This is a genomic window from Moraxella sp. ZY210820, assembly GCF_030674635.1.
Classification (GTDB): domain Bacteria; phylum Pseudomonadota; class Gammaproteobacteria; order Pseudomonadales; family Moraxellaceae; genus Acinetobacter.
This window is the reverse complement of the sequence record NZ_CP089978.1, coordinates 1,061,526-1,081,699: the sequence shown is the minus strand read 5'-3', so window position 1 is coordinate 1,081,699 and position 20,174 is coordinate 1,061,526. Positions and strand designations below refer to the sequence as shown.

The 20,174-nt window shown below is 35.2% G+C and carries 13 protein-coding genes; 5 read left to right on the top strand and 8 right to left on the bottom strand.

The genetic code is table 11. From position 1 onward, the window contains the following. Window positions 1–72 precede the first annotated feature (72 nt). The gene (gene fba, locus LU301_RS05495; protein ID WP_305273645.1) at window positions 73–1,107 is read left to right on the top strand and encodes a class II fructose-bisphosphate aldolase; all 1,035 of its coding nucleotides are present in this window, start codon (window positions 73–75) and stop codon (window positions 1,105–1,107) included. A 129-nt stretch (window positions 1,108–1,236) separates the two neighbouring features. On the opposite strand, the gene carB is transcribed toward fba, so the two are convergent. From carB to LU301_RS05470, 5 genes are all read right to left on the bottom strand, one after another. Beyond that, window positions 1,237–4,458 (bottom strand): carbamoyl-phosphate synthase large subunit, encoded by a 3,222-nt coding sequence (carB, locus tag LU301_RS05490; protein WP_305273643.1) that lies wholly within the window; start codon window positions 4,456–4,458, stop codon window positions 1,237–1,239. Between the two features lie 693 nt (window positions 4,459–5,151). Beyond that, window positions 5,152–6,165 carry a tRNA (adenosine(37)-N6)-threonylcarbamoyltransferase complex transferase subunit TsaD gene (tsaD, locus tag LU301_RS05485; RefSeq protein ID WP_305273641.1) on the bottom strand — a complete coding sequence of 338 codons (1,014 nt, stop codon included), beginning with the start codon at window positions 6,163–6,165 and terminating at the stop codon, window positions 5,152–5,154. 2 nt (window positions 6,166–6,167) lie between these two features. Beyond that, a complete protein-coding gene (locus LU301_RS05480) occupies window positions 6,168–7,562 on the bottom strand; it encodes an adenylate/guanylate cyclase domain-containing protein (protein WP_305273639.1) in 1,395 nt (464 codons plus the stop codon). 124 nt (window positions 7,563–7,686) lie between these two features. Beyond that, window positions 7,687–8,121 (bottom strand): HIT domain-containing protein, encoded by a 435-nt coding sequence (locus LU301_RS05475; protein WP_305273637.1) that lies wholly within the window; start codon window positions 8,119–8,121, stop codon window positions 7,687–7,689. A 233-nt stretch (window positions 8,122–8,354) separates the two neighbouring features. Next, entirely contained in the window at window positions 8,355–8,936 is a 582-nt protein-coding gene (locus tag LU301_RS05470) for a BLUF domain-containing protein (RefSeq protein WP_305273636.1), read from the bottom strand. A gap of 694 nt (window positions 8,937–9,630) precedes the next feature. On the opposite strand from LU301_RS05470, the gene LU301_RS05465 reads away from it, so the two are divergent. The 3 genes from LU301_RS05465 to LU301_RS05455 all read left to right on the top strand — a co-directional run bounded on the left by LU301_RS05465 (window position 9,631) and on the right by LU301_RS05455 (window position 12,303). Then, on the top strand, window positions 9,631–10,911 hold the full coding sequence (locus tag LU301_RS05465) for an aspartate kinase (protein ID WP_305273634.1): 1,281 nt from the start codon (window positions 9,631–9,633) through the stop codon (window positions 10,909–10,911). Window positions 10,912–11,203: 292 nt separating this feature from the next. After that, complete coding sequence (gene csrA, locus LU301_RS05460) at window positions 11,204–11,491, top strand: carbon storage regulator CsrA (RefSeq protein ID WP_305273632.1); 288 nt, start codon at window positions 11,204–11,206, stop codon at window positions 11,489–11,491. A gap of 86 nt (window positions 11,492–11,577) precedes the next feature. Next, window positions 11,578–12,303 carry a 16S rRNA (uracil(1498)-N(3))-methyltransferase gene (locus LU301_RS05455; protein WP_305273630.1) on the top strand — a complete coding sequence of 242 codons (726 nt, stop codon included), beginning with the start codon at window positions 11,578–11,580 and terminating at the stop codon, window positions 12,301–12,303. 244 nt (window positions 12,304–12,547) lie between these two features. Here the strand turns inward: LU301_RS05455 and purL are convergent, their stop codons facing one another. From purL to LU301_RS05440, 3 genes are all read right to left on the bottom strand, one after another. Continuing rightward, on the bottom strand, window positions 12,548–16,387 hold the full coding sequence (purL, locus tag LU301_RS05450) for a phosphoribosylformylglycinamidine synthase (RefSeq protein ID WP_305273628.1): 3,840 nt from the start codon (window positions 16,385–16,387) through the stop codon (window positions 12,548–12,550). Between the two features lie 240 nt (window positions 16,388–16,627). Further along, window positions 16,628–17,854: a dihydroorotase gene (locus tag LU301_RS05445; RefSeq protein ID WP_305273626.1), complete on the bottom strand. Its 1,227-nt coding sequence runs from the start codon at window positions 17,852–17,854 to the stop codon at window positions 16,628–16,630. Between the two features lie 12 nt (window positions 17,855–17,866). After that, the gene (locus tag LU301_RS05440) at window positions 17,867–18,871 is read right to left on the bottom strand and encodes an aspartate carbamoyltransferase catalytic subunit (protein WP_305273624.1); all 1,005 of its coding nucleotides are present in this window, start codon (window positions 18,869–18,871) and stop codon (window positions 17,867–17,869) included. 333 nt (window positions 18,872–19,204) lie between these two features. On the opposite strand from LU301_RS05440, the gene LU301_RS05435 reads away from it, so the two are divergent. Further along, window positions 19,205–20,167, top strand: coding sequence for a tRNA-dihydrouridine synthase (locus tag LU301_RS05435; protein ID WP_305273622.1), 963 nt, complete (start codon window positions 19,205–19,207; stop codon window positions 20,165–20,167). Window positions 20,168–20,174: the final 7 nt, after the last annotated feature.

Below are 20,174 nucleotides of genomic sequence, written 5' to 3'. Positions count from 1 at the left end.
TTTATTGCAAAATATGCTGAATAAAATCTTATTTCACGTTAAAATATAGTCAATCTAATCTGAGGATAAAACATGGCTCTTATTTCTTTACGTCAGTTACTTGACCATGCTGCTGAACATAGCTATGGCGTACCTGCATTTAACGTTAATAACTTAGAACAAATGCGTGCAATTATGATGGCAGCAGATGAAACTAATTCTCCTGTAATTGTACAAGCATCAGCAGGTGCAAGAAAATATGCAGGAGCACCTTTCTTACGCCATCTTATTTTAGCTGCGGTTGAAGAATTTCCACACATTCCTGTGGTCATGCACCAAGATCATGGCACAAGTCCAGCAGTTTGCCAACGTTCAATCCAACTTGGTTTTAGTTCAGTCATGATGGACGGTTCATTAGGTACTGATGGTAAAACACCTACTACTTATGAATATAACGTTGATGTAACTCGTCAAGTAGTCGCAATGGCTCATGCGTGTGGTGTTTCTGTAGAAGGTGAAATCGGTTGTTTAGGTAGCTTAGAAACAGGCTTAGCAGGCGAAGAAGATGGTGTAGGTGCTGAGGGTGTACTTGATCATTCACAATTATTGACTTCTGTAGAAGAAGCAACTCAATTTGTTGCCGATACCAATGTTGATGCTTTAGCCATTGCTGTAGGTACTTCACACGGTGCATATAAATTTACACGCCCACCTACAGGCGATATTTTATCAATAGACCGTATTAAAGAAATTCATGCTGCCTTACCAAATACTCACTTGGTCATGCACGGTTCTTCATCTGTACCACAAGAATGGTTACAAATCATCAATGAACATGGTGGTCAAATTGGTGAAACCTATGGTGTACCTGTAGAACAATTGGTTGAAGCAATTAAACACGGCGTGCGTAAAATTAATATCGATACCGATTTACGTTTAGCTTCAACAGGTGCAATCCGTAAATTCTTAATTGAAAATCCAGCAGAATTTGACCCACGCAAATACTTGGCAAAAACTGTTGATGCAATGAAACAAATCTGCATCGACCGTTATACCGCTTTTGGCACTGCAGGTCATGCTTCAAAAATTCGTCCAATTTCATTAGAAAAAATGGTTGAACGTTATTAATCATTGTTAATCTGATAGATTAATTAGGGCTATGATACAAATGATAGTCCTAATTTTATTTTTCATTAATAAAAAATAACCACCATCAGTTTTTTCCCAATGGTGATTATTCTTTTTTAGTCTACAAAATTACAAATCTTGCAAACGATAAACATCAAGTTCAACATTATTCTCTAATGCTTGACATACAGCATCAGCACCATTCAGTGTAGTTGAGTAATACACTTTTCCTTGCAACGCTGAACGGCGAATTGGGAAAGAATCCTGATGTGCTTGCTTGCCTTCTGTTGTATTAACAATAAAATGAATTTCTCCATTTTTAATCATATCCACAATATTTGGACGACCTTCAGGTACTTTATTGACACGCTCACATGGCACACCTGCATCAATAATCGCTTGATATGTGCCACCCGTAGCCACCAATTTAAAACCAAAATCAGCAAATGTCTTCGCAATTTTCACTGCTTGTGGTTTATCACTATCACGTACTGAGAAGAAAATAGTTTTTACTTCACCCTCTTTAGGTAATTCAGGTAAACGGTCATTTGAACCCAATACCGCTTTATGATACGCCTCACCAAAAGTACGCCCTACGCCCATTACTTCACCTGTTGATTTCATTTCAGGCCCTAAAACTGGATCAACACCCGGGAATTTAGCAAATGGGAATACTGCTTCTTTTACCGAGAAATGTTCTGGAATAATCTCTTGCGTAAAACCTTGCGATTCTAATGATTGACCTGCCATACAGCGAGCAGCTATTTTCGCCAAAGACACACCAATACATTTTGAAACAAATGGTACAGTACGGCTCGCACGTGGATTCACTTCTAAGATATAAACATCATTATCTTTCACAGCAAATTGTACATTCATTAAACCAACCACACCAAGTTCTTTTGCCATCGCTACTGTTTGACGACGCATTTCATCTTGAATGTCTTTGGATAATGAATAAGGCGGAATTGAACATGCAGAATCGCCAGAGTGTACACCTGCCTGTTCAATGTGTTGCATAATACCACCAATGACTACATCTTTACCATCAGATACACAATCTACATCAACTTCAATTGCATCATCTAAGAAACGGTCTAATAATACAGGAGCTTCATTTGATGCTTGTACTGCATCACGCAAATAACGTTTTAACTCTTCTTCATTGTAAACGATTTCCATCGCACGACCACCCAAGACATAAGATGGACGTACAACCAATGGATACCCCACTTTAGCCGCTTCAGAAATACCTTCTTCTGCTGATTTTACAATACTGTTATTTGGCTGACGTAATGCCAATTTTTGAATCATTTGTTGGAAACGTTCACGGTCTTCCGCACGATCAATCGCTTCTGGGCTAGTACCGATAATTGGCACACCAGCTTCTTCTAAAGCACGGGCTAATTTCAATGGCGTTTGACCACCATACTGTACAATCACCCCTTTTGGATTTTCTGTACGCACAATTTCTAATACATCTTCACGAGTGATTGGTTCAAAATATAAACGGTCAGATGTATCATAGTCAGTAGAAACGGTTTCAGGGTTACAGTTTACCATGATAGTTTCATAACCATCTTCACGCATCGCAAGTGCTGCATGTACGCAACAATAGTCAAACTCAATACCCTGTCCAATACGGTTTGGACCACCACCAATAACCATGATTTTTTCTTTATTACTTGGATTAGCTTCGCATTCTTCATCATAAGTTGAATACATATAAGCTGTATTTGATGCAAATTCGGCTGCACAAGTATCAACACGCTTATAAACAGGATAAACACCTAAATTCCAACGTTGTTTACGGAATTGTTTCTCTGAAATACCCATTAATTGAGCAATACGCAAATCAGATAAACCTTTACGTTTAAATGAACGGATATTCTCTGCTGTTAAATCACCAAAACCTAAAGTCTTAATTTGATTTTCGGTTTGAATAATATCTTGAATTTGAATTAAGAACCAACGATCAATTTTAGTCGCTTCAAATACTTCATCTAAACTAAAACCATGACGGAATGCATCAGCCACATACCAAATACGCTCTGGACCTGGTACTTTTAATTCCACTAAAATTTTATCTTTTAGGTTATCTGTTTCGCTCGTCACTTTTTCATCAAAGCCACAAACACCAACTTCTAAACCACGTAATGCTTTTTGTACAGACTCTTGGAAATTACGACCAATTGCCATAACTTCACCGACAGACTTCATTTGTGTAGTCAAAACAGGCTCTGCTTGCGGGAATTTTTCAAAGTTAAAGCGAGGAATCTTCGTTACAACATAATCAATTGATGGTTCAAATGACGCAGGTGTGATACCACCTGTAATATCATTTTTCAATTCATCAAGTGTATAGCCTACCGCTAACTTAGCTGCGACTTTTGCAATTGGGAAACCTGTTGCTTTTGATGCTAATGCTGATGAACGACTCACACGTGGGTTCATTTCAATAACCACCATACGTCCATCTTTTGGATTGATACCAAATTGAACGTTTGAACCACCTGTTTCTACACCAATTTCACGCAATACAGCGATAGATGCATTACGCATAAGTTGATATTCTTTATCAGTTAATGTTTGAGCAGGAGCAACAGTGATTGAGTCGCCAGTATGCACACCCATTGGATCAAAGTTTTCAATTGAACACACAATAATACAGTTATCATTTTTATCACGTACAACTTCCATTTCGTACTCTTTCCAACCAATTAAACTTTCATCAATTAATAACTGATGCGTTGGTGATAAGTCAAAACCACGCTCACAAATTTCTAAAAATTCTTCACGATTATAAGCAATACCACCACCACTACCGCCCATTGTAAAAGATGGACGAATAATCACAGGAAAACCAAATTTTGCTTGAATTTCAAGAGCTTGTTCCATCGTTTCAGCAACAGCGGCTCGTGGACACTCTAGTCCAATTTTACGCATTGCTTGGTCGAATAATTTACGGTCTTCCGCTTTTTCAATCGCTTCTTTAGTTGCTCCAATTAATTCCACACCATATTTTTCTAATACACCATGCTCATCTAAAGCTAAAGCACAGTTAAGTGCAGTTTGTCCACCCATTGTCGGCAACACAGCATCTGGACGCTCTTTTTCAATGATTTTAGCAACGGTCTGCCAAGTAATCGGCTCGATATAAGTCGCATCTGCCATTGACGGATCGGTCATAATGGTTGCAGGGTTAGAATTAACCAAAATCACACGGTAGCCTTCTTCACGAAGTGCTTTACACGCTTGTGCACCAGAATAGTCAAATTCACAGGCTTGTCCAATCACAATTGGACCTGCCCCAATAATTAAAATAGATTTAATGTCGGTACGCTTTGGCATATATTCTTCCCACTACTTAAAAAATGCAAATTAATCTATTCTACCATAATATTTAGAATTTTTCAGCATAAAAAGTATGCATTAAATAGAAAGTAAATTCCGTCTAACTTAGAATGATTGTTTTATGTGAGTTAAATAAATTTAATCGTTGCATATCATAAACCTTTTATTAAAATTATACAATGCAATGATAATACCTTAGTAGAATAACTATTGTAAAATAATCAAAAATATTGAATAATAAACAAAATTTAAATCAAGTTTAAGTAAATGTGGCAATGGTTTAAAAGATTAGATTTTGTATAACAAAGTGTCTCTATTATACTTCTAAGTGGAGTGATATATTGTTCATATATCTTTACTATACTACCATTACGTTTTAACTACGCTCAAACCAAAACAGATTGTGGCGTTTTTGTACGTTACAATAAACAAATAAAATCAGGTAAAGGCTCTACATGGACTGTTTACTGGCTAATCATTCAAAGTCAAACAGCTAAAGAATATAAATTCCTATACTATTCTAAATATCATAAATCATTTTCCTTTATCAAAACTGATTTACAGCAAGGGCAAAAATTATGTTTCGAATATTTTAACCCTTGGGTTGAACATCAACTGGGAAAAACTTTTTTAAAATCAATTAAATTGACCCAAGACAAATAATAAAAGCCTATATACAGCCAATATTCATCAAGATACAGGCAATAACTCCGTCATTAACCAACGTGGCGTTGTTGTAACTGCTAAATCATGCGACTGCCCAGCTTTTAAACGTTGATAACCTGCAAAAGCAATCATTGCCCCATTATCAGTACATAAAGCTGGTTCAGCATAATATACATCCGCTTTTATTTTCGCTAATTCTTGTTCTAAACGCTGTCTTAACGCAATATTGGCACTCACACCACCCGCAATCACTAAGCGTTTTAAACCCGTTTGTTTTAATGCTTTAACGGATTTTTTAGTTAATGTATCCACAACTGCTTCTTGGAATGATGCAGCAATATCCGCATGACGTGGGTTTTCATCACCATTTTTTTTCAATTGCACGGCAACAGCTGTTTTTAAACCGCTAAATGAAAAATCCAAACCTTGATGCAAAATCGGACGTGGAAATTCAAATGCTAAAGCATCTCCCTGTTCAGCTAGTTTTGCAATATTCGGACCACCCGGATAAGGTAAATTCATCATTTTAGCAACTTTATCAAAGGCTTCACCTGCTGCATCATCAATAGATTCGCCTAATAATTCATATTGCCCAATGCCATAAGCCGCCATTAATTGTGTATGCCCACCTGACACCAATAAGGCTACAAAAGGAAATTCAGGTGGTGTATCAGACAACAATGGTGCAAGCAAATGCCCTTCCATATGATGTACGCCAATCGCAGGTTTATTTAGTGCAAATGCCAAACTCCGCCCAAACAACGCACCTGTCATCAACGCCCCCATCAAACCCGGCCCCCGCGTATAGGCGACTGCATCAATATCTTTTTTATCCACTTGACTTTGTGATAATAATTGTTCTAACAATGGAATTAATTTACGCACATGGTCACGTGATGCTAATTCAGGTACTACACCACCATATTCAGCGTGTAATTGAATTTGACTGTATAACACTTGTCCTAACAATCCACGCTCACTATCAAATAGTGCAAGCCCAGTTTCATCACACGATGTTTCTAAACCTAAAACCAACATAATTATTTACCATGATGTTGTGATGATGTTAATATATCTTGTTGAAAAATAGACTTTTCTTTATCAGCATCAGTTAATTCAACAATTCCATCATCATTGGTTAATTGTTGTTGTAAATGAATACGCTGAATGGTTTTCTTTAACGTATTCAATACATCTTCATAATTTTTACGCTCCATGCTATTTAAATCAAGCAATAAATTAAAGCCTCTATACTCATAATCAAAATATTGCTGTGCATTATCCAACATCCCTTGCTCATAACGCTCTGATACCTGCCATGTGGTAATCAATTCATTAATCCCCTTAACCATCACTGGAGCTCTTTGAATACATAAGAATTCATCATTAATCAATTGATAAGTACTATCTGCTACTAAAATTTCATCAACTGCTGCTAAAGCCTGAATACGAGCTGCCAAATTTGCTTCACGTCCCACAATAGTATATGCCATACGGTCAGACGTACCATAGTTACCAACATGGCAATAACCCGTAGTAATCCCCATACGCACGTGTAAATCTGGATAACCCATTTTCTTCCAACGTTCACGCAAAATTTTCATTTGCTGTTGCATGGCAATTGCCATATTTACACAGGCTTTTGCATCAGCTTGTATGCCCTTAGAATCAAGATCTCCAAAAAAAATTAAAATACCATCACCCATAAATTTATCAATCGTAGCATTATATTGACGGGCGATTTGAGTCATATGATGTAAATACTCATTGAGTAAAAATGCTAAATCTTCAGGAATTAAAGTCTCAGATAATTGAGTAAAACCTTTAATATCTGAAAAGAAAATAGTCATTTTTTTACGTTTATATTCAATTTTTGCTTCAGATTCACCACGCATAATTGCCTGCCATAATTGCACAGGTGCATAACGGCTAATCTGATTAGAAAAATCAATATAATGAGTCATTTGTTGATAGTAAGAACGATTTTGTCGCTGCAAATGAATCATTTTTTTTGATTGAGCAAATACCCCTGAAAATATAAAAGCACTCAATAATAATACATATAAAACAAAACTAGTCAGTGATAAATGAACCAAGTTTTGTTGAAAATCCATTTTACTACTCAATGTTAGACTTAACAAAGCCAGCAAGATAAAAACAAGTAAATATTCAATTTTTTTATGTTCATACATCAATGCATAAAATAAAGCAATTAAAGATAAACCCAGTAAAATTAAATTAAAATCAACATAATATAAAGCAAGGAAATAAACCACTATATCTAAACTAAACGCCATATAGCGAGTAAATTGTTCATTTTTACTCGCAACTAATTTTTGTAACGGTTGATTTAATACATATAAAATCATAAATACAACTGGCAGATAAATAATACTCTGCCAAGTGCCTAATTCATAATGATAAATCAATACCATACAAGAGAGCAATAAATACCCCCAAAGTCGATATGGTGATGCAATTTTTATAAAATATTGCTTAAATAGTTGATTCAATGATTATGCTCAATTATCAATAAATACAAAAAATAATATGAAACAATTAGTCCATACGCCAATCAAAAGGCATTTCACCTTGTCCACGTAACGCTAACATTAAAGTTTGACGCATATGAGCCAACACATCAGAACTATAAGGCACAGCAGGATTACCCCAAACTGGTTTTGGCCACGCCACATCGTTGTGATAACGCACTACATGATGAAAATGTAATTGAGGCACTACATTCCCTAATGCTGCTACATTCATTTTATCCGCACGAAATACACGTGCTAATTGACTCGATAACCAACTTGATTCACGCAAAAATTGCTCTTGGTCGGCAGGGCTTAATTCGTATAACTCACTAATATTTGGCACACGTGGAATTAAAATCAGCCACGGATATTGCATATCGTTCATCAAACGGCAAGTTGATAATGGAAAATCACCAACCCAAAATGTATCTTGTGCTAATTGAGGATGTAAACTAAACATAATTTTAAATCTATAATCAATAAAAATATAATCTTGCTAATACTAACATATTTTTTTACAAGACTGTATCCACATTTGATGAATTTTCACTAGATTTTTCAAATTTATGCTTTTTTAATATTTAAAGACACAACAATATAAATTATGCTGACTCAACATCACATCTAAAGAAAAACACTATTTCAATCAATATTGATATGGTATTTTATTTATAACATATGATGAACATGACTTTAAACGGATATAAATTTGATACCAATCCACGCCAAAAATGCAATCAATATCAAAACACTTTGTAAAATCAATAATTTATAATATCGATGAAATAAATGATATAAACCAGCATAATGATAAATCAAATCATCAGAATCCATTTTCTTCTCTTTGGCAGGTAAATGATAATAAATATCTTTAAATAATGCTATCAAATAATTCGCATCTTTTTCCTGCCACTTAAATGGTTTCCATGAACCTAAGAAATTCACTATTTGGGGACTAATATTCGAATTGTGAATATTAACAAACGCCATATCCCATTGTTCAAAATTCTTACTTTCCAAATAACCTGTAGATAAGAGCATAACCTTATTATGACGTTTATCTCTGCAAATATTATCATACAATGCTCGTACTTTACTTTCCTCTCCTTCTAAATACTGAAAGAAATAGCCATCACCAAAACACAAAAAGCCTGTAATATCTTGTGTTGCATTAAACTGATTGGCAACCTGATAAATATCAACAAATACATTTTTATTCATACCAGCATACCAAGTCATACGACTCACATAAGTCAAATAAAAAACTGGTTTCATATAAAACCTCAATAAATCTTTATCAAAAAGAATGGCTATATCATAACAACTTCACTCTGAACTCAATTTTATAATAGATTATTTATGTTTTAAGCAAATTTACCTTATATAAAATTGATAACTTACTGTAATTAAATAAAAATGCTCTAATAATAAATAAAAGCGATTATCACTCATAGGATTGAGAAACATTGTTTAGCAACAGACCATCTATAAGCTTTTATCGAAATAAAACTTCTTTTGTAAGTTCAACTATTACTCAATTTAGCTTATTATTTTATTTTCAATAAGTTATATGAAATGTATTAAACCAAACTCACATCAAATTAAATTTATTATATACTATACGATAAAAATAATGCAATAAAATGAGAATATAATTGTTATTTACAAACAATATATTTATTTAAATTTTACAATCATATATATTGTTTTATAATAAATACAATCAGTTATATGACCTATCAACATAATATCACTTTTAACACTTTATAAGCTATCCATTTTTGTGAAATAGAATTAACATTTCCTATATTATAATAAATTTTATATTTATCAATATATTATAAAACAAAATTACTCATAGCATTTACAGTCTATATTTTTAATTGATTTTTAACTTTATTTTTATTGTAAAAAATGCTTTAATAATAAAGTTTTGATTTCTATTTCTTGATTTAGAGTAAGAATAGCTATGGCTTTAATCGTACAAAAATATGGTGGTACGTCAATGGGTACACCAGAGCGAATTTTAAATGTCGCTCGCCGTGTAAAACGCTGGCATGACCATGGACATAAAGTAGTTGTCGTAGTATCGGCAATGAGTGGTGAAACCAATCGTTTACTCGCTTTAGCAAAAGCAATTACAGAAACCCCAAATCCTCGTGAATTAGACCAAATGGTTTCTACAGGTGAGCAAGTAACGATTGCAATGTTATCGATGGCTCTAAACTCTTTAGGTGTTGAAGCTCAATCAATGACAGGTCGTCAAGTTGGTATTAAAACTGACAGTGCCTTCACTAAAGCACGTATTGAATCGATTGATACTCAAGCTATGACTGAACATTTAGATGCAGGGCGTGTAATTGTAGTGGCTGGCTTTCAAGGTGTTGATGATTTGGGCAATACCACTACATTAGGTCGTGGTGGCTCTGATACAACGGGTGTTGCTCTTGCAGCAGCATTACAGGCAGATGAATGTCAAATTTATACCGATGTTGATGGTGTTTATACAACCGACCCTCGTGTTGCACCAAAAGCAAAAAAAGTTGATCGAATTTCCTTTAAAGAAATGCTAGAAATGGCATCTTTAGGTTCAAAAGTGTTACAAATTCGTTCTGTAGAATTTGCAGGTAAATATAACGTGCCATTGCGTGTATTATCAAGTTTTGATAATGATGATGATGGTGCATTTGATGATGAATTTAGAAAAAATGTTGGTACTTTAATTACAACAGAGGCAGAAGACGATATGGAACAACCAATTATTGCGGGTATTGCATTTAACCGTGATGAAGCAAAATTAACGGTATTAGGCGTACCAGATGAGCCGGGTATTGCATCAAAAATTTTAACACCAATTTCTGATGCCAATATCGAAGTAGATATGATTATTCAAAATATTGAAGAAGATGGCACGACCGACTTTACCTTTACCGTAAACCGTAATGATTTTACTAAGGCTAAAGGTATTTTGGAAGAAACTGCAAAACAAATCAACGCTCGTGAAGTGATTACACGTAATGATATCGTAAAAGTATCAATTGTTGGTGTTGGTATGCGTTCTCATGCAGGTGTTGCAAGTAAAATGTTTACCGCTCTTGCCAAAGAAAGCATTAATATTTTGATGATTACGACTTCTGAAATTAAGATTTCTGTTGCAATTGATGAAAAATATTTAGAGCTTGCAGTGCGTACTTTACATACAGCATTCGGCTTAGACCGTGAACATGGTGAGAGTTCTGCTCGTGCCTAATTTGAAAAATTAATGTACATAACATAAAATTTCAATATTATTTTTTGTTAAATGTATCACATTTTTATAGAGAACCACTATATTTTTTATAGTGGTTCTGTTATTATACTTAGGCAAGTAACAATCTTACCAAGATTGTGAGACAAATCCTAACCCAAAAGGTGATAAATGTGATTAGGATTAATCGTGAATCACAAATTTTGGAACTATCACATTAATCTGACAATATGTCTAAGTATTGGATATTTTTCAATATAAATGTTCAATATTCCAAGATAAAAGGAGCAATCTTATGTTAATTTTAACTCGTCGTGTTGGTGAAACATTGATGATTGGCGACCAAGTAAGCGTAACTGTTTTAGGTGTAAAAGGTAATCAAGTACGTATCGGTGTTAATGCACCTAAGGAAATTTCTGTACACCGTGAAGAAATTTATCAACGTATCCAACATGAGCGTGCAATGCACCAACATTTACAGCATTTAGAACAAGGCTATCAACAAGGTTACGAAGAAGATCCATATAATCAAATGAATCAATTAAACCAGATGAATCATATGGGTTGGAATCAATATCGTTAAGTAAATCACTTGCTTTAAACGATTGCATTTTTTAAAATATAACCGACTAAATTTCTAGTCGGTTTTTTTTTATTGAGATTTCTGTTATGAACCGTTTTTATGTGCCATTATCTTTACACGTTGCACAATCGATACAACTTCCAGAGAATGTATTTCATCATTGGACACGTGTATTGCGTGCCAAAATCGGTGAGCAAGCAATTTTATTTAATGGTCAAGGTGGTGAATATCTCGTAGAATTAAATGAAATCAATAAAAAAAATGCTCAAGTTCATATTTTAGATTATAACCCTATTAATCGTACATTAGCTTTTAATGTTACTATCGGTCTAGTCATGAGTAAAGGCGACCGTATGGATTATGCCGTTCAAAAATCAACTGAATTAGGCGTGCGTCATATTCAACTTTTAACCAGCGAACGCTGTGAAATGCGTTTGAAATATGACCGAGACCAAAAAAAAATTGAACATTGGCAAGGTGTAGCCATTGCGGCTTGTGAACAATGTGGTTTAAATATTGTACCTCAAATTATTGAGCCTACAAGTTTAGAACAATGGGTTCCTAATGTACAAGCTGACTTAAAATTAGTAATGGCATTAAGTGATGGTAAAGTAAATTTCCCAAAACCATTACCCAATCACATTGCTTTATTGATTGGTGCTGAAGGTGGTTTAAGTCAAGCAGAAATTGATTTCACCCATCAACATGGCTTTCAATCATGGACGATTGGCGACCGTGTACTACGTACAGAAACCGCTCCTGTTGTAGCGTTAAGTATTTTAAATATGTTAAATGATATTAATATAACGTGAGTTTAGAGCATTTTTGAGTGTAACTATTTAATTAATATTAAAGGTATAAATGACATAGATTTCTACTCGTAAGGTGCGTACTACGCACCTCACTCAATCTTTATATTTCAATAAGTTATAATATACAATTTAAGCTGAATTCACGTTAATATATAATAAATATGTTGTCACAGCAATTATAAATACGCCATTTACTATCCAAATAAAAATAGCTAAATCAATAATTTAGCTATTTTATATTGAATTAACCTACAAATACTCGTGCATTACGGAACATACGCAACCAAGCACCATCTTTATCCCAATCTTCAGGCTTCCATGAATGTTGAATAGCACGGAAATTACGCTCTGGGTGTGGCATCATGACTGTTGCACGACCATCTTTAGAGGTTAAGCCTGTAATCCCTTCTGGAGAACCATTTGGATTTAAAGGATAATGTTGTGTTGGATTACCTGCACTATCAACATAACGCAATACAATTTGATTATCGTATTTCATTTGTTGCAGACTCTCATCAGCAACAACCAAACGACCTTCGCCATGAGCCACTGCGATTGGCAAAATCGAACCTTCCATACCTTGTAATAAAACAGAAGCCGATTTTTCTACACGTACATTGGCAACACGTGCTTCAAATACTTCTGATGTATTACGATGGAAACGTCCCCAATGCTCCGCACCCGGAATTAACGATGCAAGTTGTGAAACCATTTGACAGCCATTACACACACCTAAAGTAAATGTTTCAGGACGATGGAAAAATTTCTTAAACTGATCACGTAATTGTGGATTTAACAAAATTGATTTTGCCCAACCACCACCAGCACCAAGCACATCGCCATAAGAGAAACCACCACACGCCACTAAACCTTCAAAATCAGCAAGTTGTACACGACCTGATAATAAATCACTCATATGTACATCAACTGCATTAAAGCCAACTTTATCAAAAGCTGCAGCCATTTCAATATGACCATTGACCCCCTGCTCACGCAAAATTGCCATATTTGGACGGCGGATATTGATAAATGGTGCTTCGATTTGCTCATTTAAATCATAGGTTACTTGTGCAATTAAACCTTGATGGCTATTATCACTAATCAAGGCAAATTCTTGATCAGCTGTTTCTGCATTATCACGCAAACGTTGGATTTGGTGCGATACACTTGCCCATGCTTGTTGCAATTCTACACGTTTTAACGTTAAATCATCAACCAATAAAGTGTCAGTATCATTGACATAACCAATCACATCAATACAATCATTTAAGGTACTCATATTGAGTTCGGTTTGAATTTGTTGCCAATCTTCCTTCCTTAACTGTACTACAGCACCAATTTCTTCCGCAAATAATGCTTCAATACGATGTTCTATTAATTCCACACCCAAACGTGAAGTAAACATCATTTCTACAACTGTCGCTAATAAACCACCATCGCCAATATCATGATAAGCTAAAATCAGATCACGCTCATTCCAATCTTGTACCAATTCAAACAAATGACGTAAATCTTCAAAATCATCAACATCAGGACTTTCCGCACCAATCTTTTGATATACTTGAGCTAAAATCGAACCACCTAAACGGAATTGACCACGAGATAAGTCAATACGAACCAGTACACTCTCTTCAACATTTTTTAATTCAGGTGTTAAAGTTTTACGCACATCTTGCACAGGTGCAAAAGCCGTGATAATTAACGACAATGGCGATGTTACTGATTTATCTTCCCCATTATCTTGCCAAGTAGTACGCATAGAAAGCGAATCTTTACCTACAGGAATAGCAATATCTAAGGCTGGGCAAATTTCCATACCAATCGTTTTTACTGCTTCAAATAAGGCTTGGTCTTCGCCAGTTTGTCCTGCTGCTGCCATCCAGTTTGCAGATAATTTAATATCACCAATTTTTTCAATACTAGCACTAGCAATATTAGTAATTGCTTCTGCAACCGCTAAACGTGCCGATGCTGATGGATTTAATAATGCCACAGGTGGACGCTCACCCATCGCCATCGCTTCACCTGTATAATCTTGTAAATTGGTTGTTGTAACCGCACAATCTGCTACAGGAACTTGCCAACGTCCAACCATTTGGTCTCGTGCAACCATGCCTGTAATGGAACGGTCTCCAATGGTAATTAAGAATGATTTTGAAGCAACCGTTGGATTTTTAAGTACACGGAAAATCGCATCTTTTAAATCAAGCGTATATGGGTCAAAATCATCTCCTTGACGTTCAATACGGTCAAATGAACGTTGCATACGTGGTGTACCGCCTAACATCACTTGCATTGGCATATCTACCGCATTATTTTGAAATAATGGGTCTTCAACCGTTAAATGACGCTCTGCTGTTGCTTTACCTAACACCGCAAATGGGCAACGCTCACGCTCACAAATATTTTCAAATACTGATAATGATGATGGACGAATTGCTAATACATAACGTTCTTGTGCTTCATTTGACCAAATTTCCATCGGACTCATGCCCTTTTCTAATGATGGAATTTTACGCAAATTCAATATTGCACCTAATTCATGGTCATTGACCAATTCAGGCATGGCATTAGACAAACCACCTGCACCCACATCATGAATAGAAACAATGGGGTTTTGTTCACCCAATCGCCAACAAGTATCAATCACTTCTTGACAACGGCGTTCCATTTCTGGGTTTTCACGTTGTACTGATGCAAAATCTAAACTTTCGCCCATCGTACCACTATCCACAGATGAAGCAGCACCACCACCTAGACCAATTAACATCGCTGGCCCACCTAAAACGACTAATAAATCGCCCGCTTGAATATCATTTTTTTCCACATGTTCAGCATTGATATTACCATAGCCACCTGCAATCATGATTGGCTTATGGAAACCTTTTACTTCACCATTAACATTTTGCTCAAACGTACGGAAATAACCATTTAAGTTAGGACGACCAAATTCATTATTAAATGCAGCTCCACCCAAAGGTCCATCAATCATAATTTGTAATGGCGATGCCATACGACTTGGTTTACCGTATTGCTCTTCCCATGGTTGTTCAAAATTAGGAATATTTAAATTTGAAACCGTAAAGCCTGTTAAACCAGCTTTTGGTTTACCACCACGACCCGTTGCACCTTCATCACGGATTTCTCCACCAGAACCCGTTGCAGCTCCTGCAAAAGGAGAAATCGCTGTTGGATGGTTATGGGTTTCCACTTTCATTAAAATATGCGTTTCTTGTGGATGATGATTGTACACATATTGACCATCTTTATTTGGAGTTGGATAAAAACGTGGAGCATCAAAACCTGTAATCACAGACGCATTATCTTTATACGCTGATAATACATCGGTTGGCGACATTTTATGCGTATTTTTAATCATTTGGAACAATGATAATGGTTGTTTTTCACCATCAATCGTCCATTCAGCATTAAAGATTTTATGACGACAATGCTCTGAATTTGCTTGAGCAAACATCATCAATTCAATATCATGTGGATTACGCCCTAACTCCTTGAAAGCATCATATAAATAATCAATTTCTTGTTCAGATAAAGCAAAACCAAATTCAATATTGGCTTGTTTTAAAGCATATTTCCCTTCTTCTAAAATATTAATACTATTTAACGGTTTAGGTTCACTTTCTTGGAATAAAGATTCAGCCTCATTTATATTGTTAAACACACTTTCAGTCATGCGGTCATGTAAGGCTAATTTTAATTCTGTTGAAAGTTGTTCAATTCCCTTTAAGGTATATAAAATACCACGTTCAATACGCTCAATATTAATACCACAATTTTTAAAAATATCAGTTGCTTTTGAACACCAAGGTGAAATCGTTCCTATACGTGGTGTTATCAATACCTGTATTTCATCTTCACTCGTACGATATAATTCGTATTTCTGCCCATCGTTCAATAATTGAATAGCCGTCTCATGTTGCTGTTCATTTAAGTAAGACGTATCAAAAAAATAAATCCATTGACTTTTAATATCTTGTACCTGATTATCAATTGATTGTAATCGTGTTAAAAGCTGTGATTGTTTAAAAGATGAATGTGCATCTGCACCCACAATGGTAAACATGTTAAACCTAACCCCACATATTGAAAAACTGTCTTATTTTTCCAGAAGGTAAAATAAGCTATCATACAAAATTCTCCTTATTATTTTAGCGTAAATTATATTAAAAATCTAACAAAATTAATCAGAAAATGTGAAAAAATTCACAAAAGATACAATTTCTATTATAAATATCTCGCTATTGAACAATCAAGCAATAGGCATAAATCATTTTATGCCTATTTTGTTTATAATGGATATAAATTAAACAAAAACTTTAACTGTTTTACCCATTAATTCACAATTGATTAATGGTGTATTTTTACCTTTGGAATGCATATTTTGTGAGTTTAATGTCCATTTTTGTGTAGGATCAATTAATACCCAACCATGTTGTTTTATCCAATCATCAACTATGTTAGCAATCTGTGCAGGTTTAATCGTTACTGTTTCAACCCATTGCAATGGCGTTAATAAACCTTGTTCCACTAAAGATACACCCAATGCCACAAAACTATCAAAACTACTAATACCTGCTTGCGTTTCAGCAAATGGTGCCATTTTTGCCGATGAATTAAGCGGTTCGTGATGACTACAAATGGCATCAATTACACCTTGTTGTACCCCTTTACGTAATAAATCACAGTCAGATTCAGCACGCAATGGTGGACGCACATGAGCCAAACTATTAAAACCATCAGTAATACTTTCTGTTAAATGTAATTGATGAATTGCTACATCTGCAGTAACTTTTAAACCATTTTGTTTAGCAATACGAATTAAATCAACCGAAGCACCGCAAGATAATAAACCAAAGTGTGCTTTAACGCCTGTTGCTTCCACCATCAATAAATATTTCGCAACAGCAACTGTTTCTGCTAACGTTGGAATAGTCGGCAAGCCTTGACGTGAAGCAGTAAAACCTTGATGCACACAACCATCTTTAGCAATTTCAGCCTCTTCAGGATAAAATACTACTGTTAAATCTAAACCTGCTGCATATTCCAAAGTACGGATAATTACATCATCATTTTCAAATGGTGCATAAGCATTAGAAACTGCAATACAACCACCTTTTTTCAATCCTGCCATATTTGCAGGTTGTTTACCTTTTAAGCCTTGTGTTAGTGCCCCAATAATATGCAAATAAACTTGAGCATCAGCCCATGCTTTTTCTTGCAAACCACTAATTAATGCCCCATTATCTTGAATAATTGGCGAATCTGGCGGATTAACAATGTGTAAAATCCCATTTTCACGAGCTGCTGTCCCTTCAGATTGTAATGTACCATGTTGCTGCTGTCCTGGTTCACGCATATTAGCACATAAATCAACCATCGTTGGTATTAACCATTGCCCTGTACCATCTAATGTGGTATGAATATAAGCAAAATGTTCATCAACCAACTGCCCATTATGAATATAAACTGTTTTTACTTCATCAGTTTTATCAAGCGGATTTAATACACGTACATTTTCTATTTTAATCATTTGCCTCACCCCTTATACTCGACCATTTTCTTGTAATTGCCCTTGCATTGATAAAGCAAGAACCGCCATACGCACAGCAATACCATTAGTTACTTGTTTTAAAATCACTGATTGCTCACCATCAGCTACACTAGAAGCAATTTCTACTCCACGATTCATTGGACCTGGGTGCATGACAATACAATCAGGTTTGGCTAATTTTACACGGCGTTCGTCTAAACCAAAAGTTTTAAAAAATTCTTGTGGTGATGATAAAGCAGGAGAATCAATACGCTCATTTTGAATACGCAAGGCAATCACAACATCGCAATCTTTTACACCTTCATCCATATTATTCACTAAACGCACATGACTACCATATTCTGCAAAACCTGCTGGTAATAAGGTATTTGGTGCAATCACACGAATATCTTTACAACCTAATGTTTGTAATGCTGCAATATTCGAACGAGCCACACGTGAATGTTTAATATCGCCAATAATAGCAATACTCATGTCAGAAAATGGCTTTTGCGTTTCACGGCGAATGGTCAGCATATCCAACATGGCTTGTGTTGGGTGAGCATGACGACCATCTCCAGCATTAATAATGGCAACATTTGGACAAACTTGCTGAGCAATAAAATGGGCCGCACCTGACGACCCATGACGTACAACAAAAATATCTGCTGCCATTGCTTCTAAATTCCACAAAGTATCACGTAAAGTTTCGCCTTTATTGGTACTTGAGCGTGCAATATCAATATTTAATACATTGGCAGATAAACGCTTAGCAGCAGCTTCAAATGTCATACGTGTACGTGTTGAATTTTCAAAAAATAGATTCATTACCGTGCGTCCTTCTAGTAATGGACTATTTTTTAATTGATTATTTTCATCAATAAAACTATCTGCAGTATCTAAAATCTTAACTAATAAGTCTTTAGATAAGCCTTCTGTAGTTAAAAAATGCTTTAAATTCCCATGAGAATTTAATTGAATTTGACTTGGTGTATGTAAAGCAGCAATATGCGACATAGAATTTCCCCGCTATGTATTCACTCTATAATCCATACATAAAGATAACAGATTTCTGCTAGATTTGAAACAAAAAATTGCGAGATAATAGCACTAAATAAATCAGAGTAACTTTATTTTATGATAAAAATTAAACCAATTACATGATTGATTTAACTTATTGATTTTATTAAATCATTCATCAAACACCCCAAATAATAATTCATTCAAAATCAATATCTTATTATATTTTATGAAATTACTCTGTACTACAATTAATTATCGTTAGATTATTCTTAATTTAATGCTATAATTTATTGATAATATTGCAAAATATTAAAAGGCTAAACTGCAATGAAAAACTTACAAAACACTGATTTAAAAAGAGATGGTTTACTTTGTCTCGCTCCTATGGAAGGTCTTACCGATCCAATCATGCGTGATGTACTTACCCATATTGGTGATTTTGATTGGTGTGTTACCGAGTTTATCCGTGTAACTGATAGTGTATTACCAGACCATATTTTTTATCACTATTGCCCTGAACTCAAACAAGGTTGCCAAACATCAGCAGGTACGCCTGTACATATTCAATTTTTAGGCAATAATGCAGAAATGTTGGCTCGAAATGCAATACGAGCAGTAGAATTAGGTGCTGTTGCTATTGATTTAAATTTTGGTTGCCCTGCAAAAACGGTGAATAAGCATCGTGGTGGTGCGGTTCTACTTGATGAACCTGAAACCATTTATCAATTAGTCAAAGCAGTACGAGATGCAACACCATCACACATTCCTGTATCAGCAAAAATGCGTTTAGGCTATTTAGATGAAAATCATACTTTAGACAATGCTTTTGCCATTGAAAATGCTGGAGCAAGTTGGCTTACCGTACACGCACGCACCAAAGCTAATGGCTACACACCTCCTGCATATTGGGAAAAAATCTTACCAATTAAAAATGCATTAAATATCAATGTGATTGCTAATGGTGAAATTTGGAATTATCAACATGCGCAACGTTGCCAACAGCAATCAGGTTGCCAAGATTTAATGCTCGGTCGTGGTGCAGTAACTACACCCGATTTAAGTCTATGTATCCGTCAGCAACAACATACAGCTATACTCACTTGGGCTGATTTAGTAAACTTACAAATCCGCTTTTTACAAGGCGAAAGTAAAACGGAAATTGGCATGGTAGGACGTTATAAACAATGGCTCGGTATGATGTCTAAAGCCTATCCACAAGCGGAACAATTATGGCAACAAGTCAAACGTTTAAAAACCATTAATGAGATTATTGAAAATTTAAAAAAATAAATTAAAT

What these genes read in the sequence shown, in the direction of transcription:
- LU301_RS05440 (WP_305273624.1), bottom strand. Translation starts at nt 18,871, where the DNA reads ATGTCGCATATTGCTGCTTTACATACACCAAGTCAAATTCAATTAAAT.
- LU301_RS05480 (WP_305273639.1), bottom strand. Translation starts at nt 7,562, where the DNA reads ATGGTATTGATTTATCATTATGAATTAGGCACTTGGCAGAGTATTATT.
- csrA (WP_305273632.1), top strand. Translation starts at nt 11,204, where the DNA reads ATGTTAATTTTAACTCGTCGTGTTGGTGAAACATTGATGATTGGCGAC.
- LU301_RS05435 (WP_305273622.1), top strand. Translation starts at nt 19,205, where the DNA reads ATGAAAAACTTACAAAACACTGATTTAAAAAGAGATGGTTTACTTTGT.
- tsaD (WP_305273641.1), bottom strand. Translation starts at nt 6,165, where the DNA reads ATGTTGGTTTTAGGTTTAGAAACATCGTGTGATGAAACTGGGCTTGCA.
- LU301_RS05455 (WP_305273630.1), top strand. Translation starts at nt 11,578, where the DNA reads ATGAACCGTTTTTATGTGCCATTATCTTTACACGTTGCACAATCGATA.
- fba (WP_305273645.1), top strand. Translation starts at nt 73, where the DNA reads ATGGCTCTTATTTCTTTACGTCAGTTACTTGACCATGCTGCTGAACAT.
- purL (WP_305273628.1), bottom strand. Translation starts at nt 16,387, where the DNA reads ATGTTTACCATTGTGGGTGCAGATGCACATTCATCTTTTAAACAATCA.
- LU301_RS05465 (WP_305273634.1), top strand. Translation starts at nt 9,631, where the DNA reads ATGGCTTTAATCGTACAAAAATATGGTGGTACGTCAATGGGTACACCA.
- LU301_RS05470 (WP_305273636.1), bottom strand. Translation starts at nt 8,936, where the DNA reads ATGAAACCAGTTTTTTATTTGACTTATGTGAGTCGTATGACTTGGTAT.
- LU301_RS05445 (WP_305273626.1), bottom strand. Translation starts at nt 17,854, where the DNA reads ATGATTAAAATAGAAAATGTACGTGTATTAAATCCGCTTGATAAAACT.
- carB (WP_305273643.1), bottom strand. Translation starts at nt 4,458, where the DNA reads ATGCCAAAGCGTACCGACATTAAATCTATTTTAATTATTGGGGCAGGT.
- LU301_RS05475 (WP_305273637.1), bottom strand. Translation starts at nt 8,121, where the DNA reads ATGTTTAGTTTACATCCTCAATTAGCACAAGATACATTTTGGGTTGGT.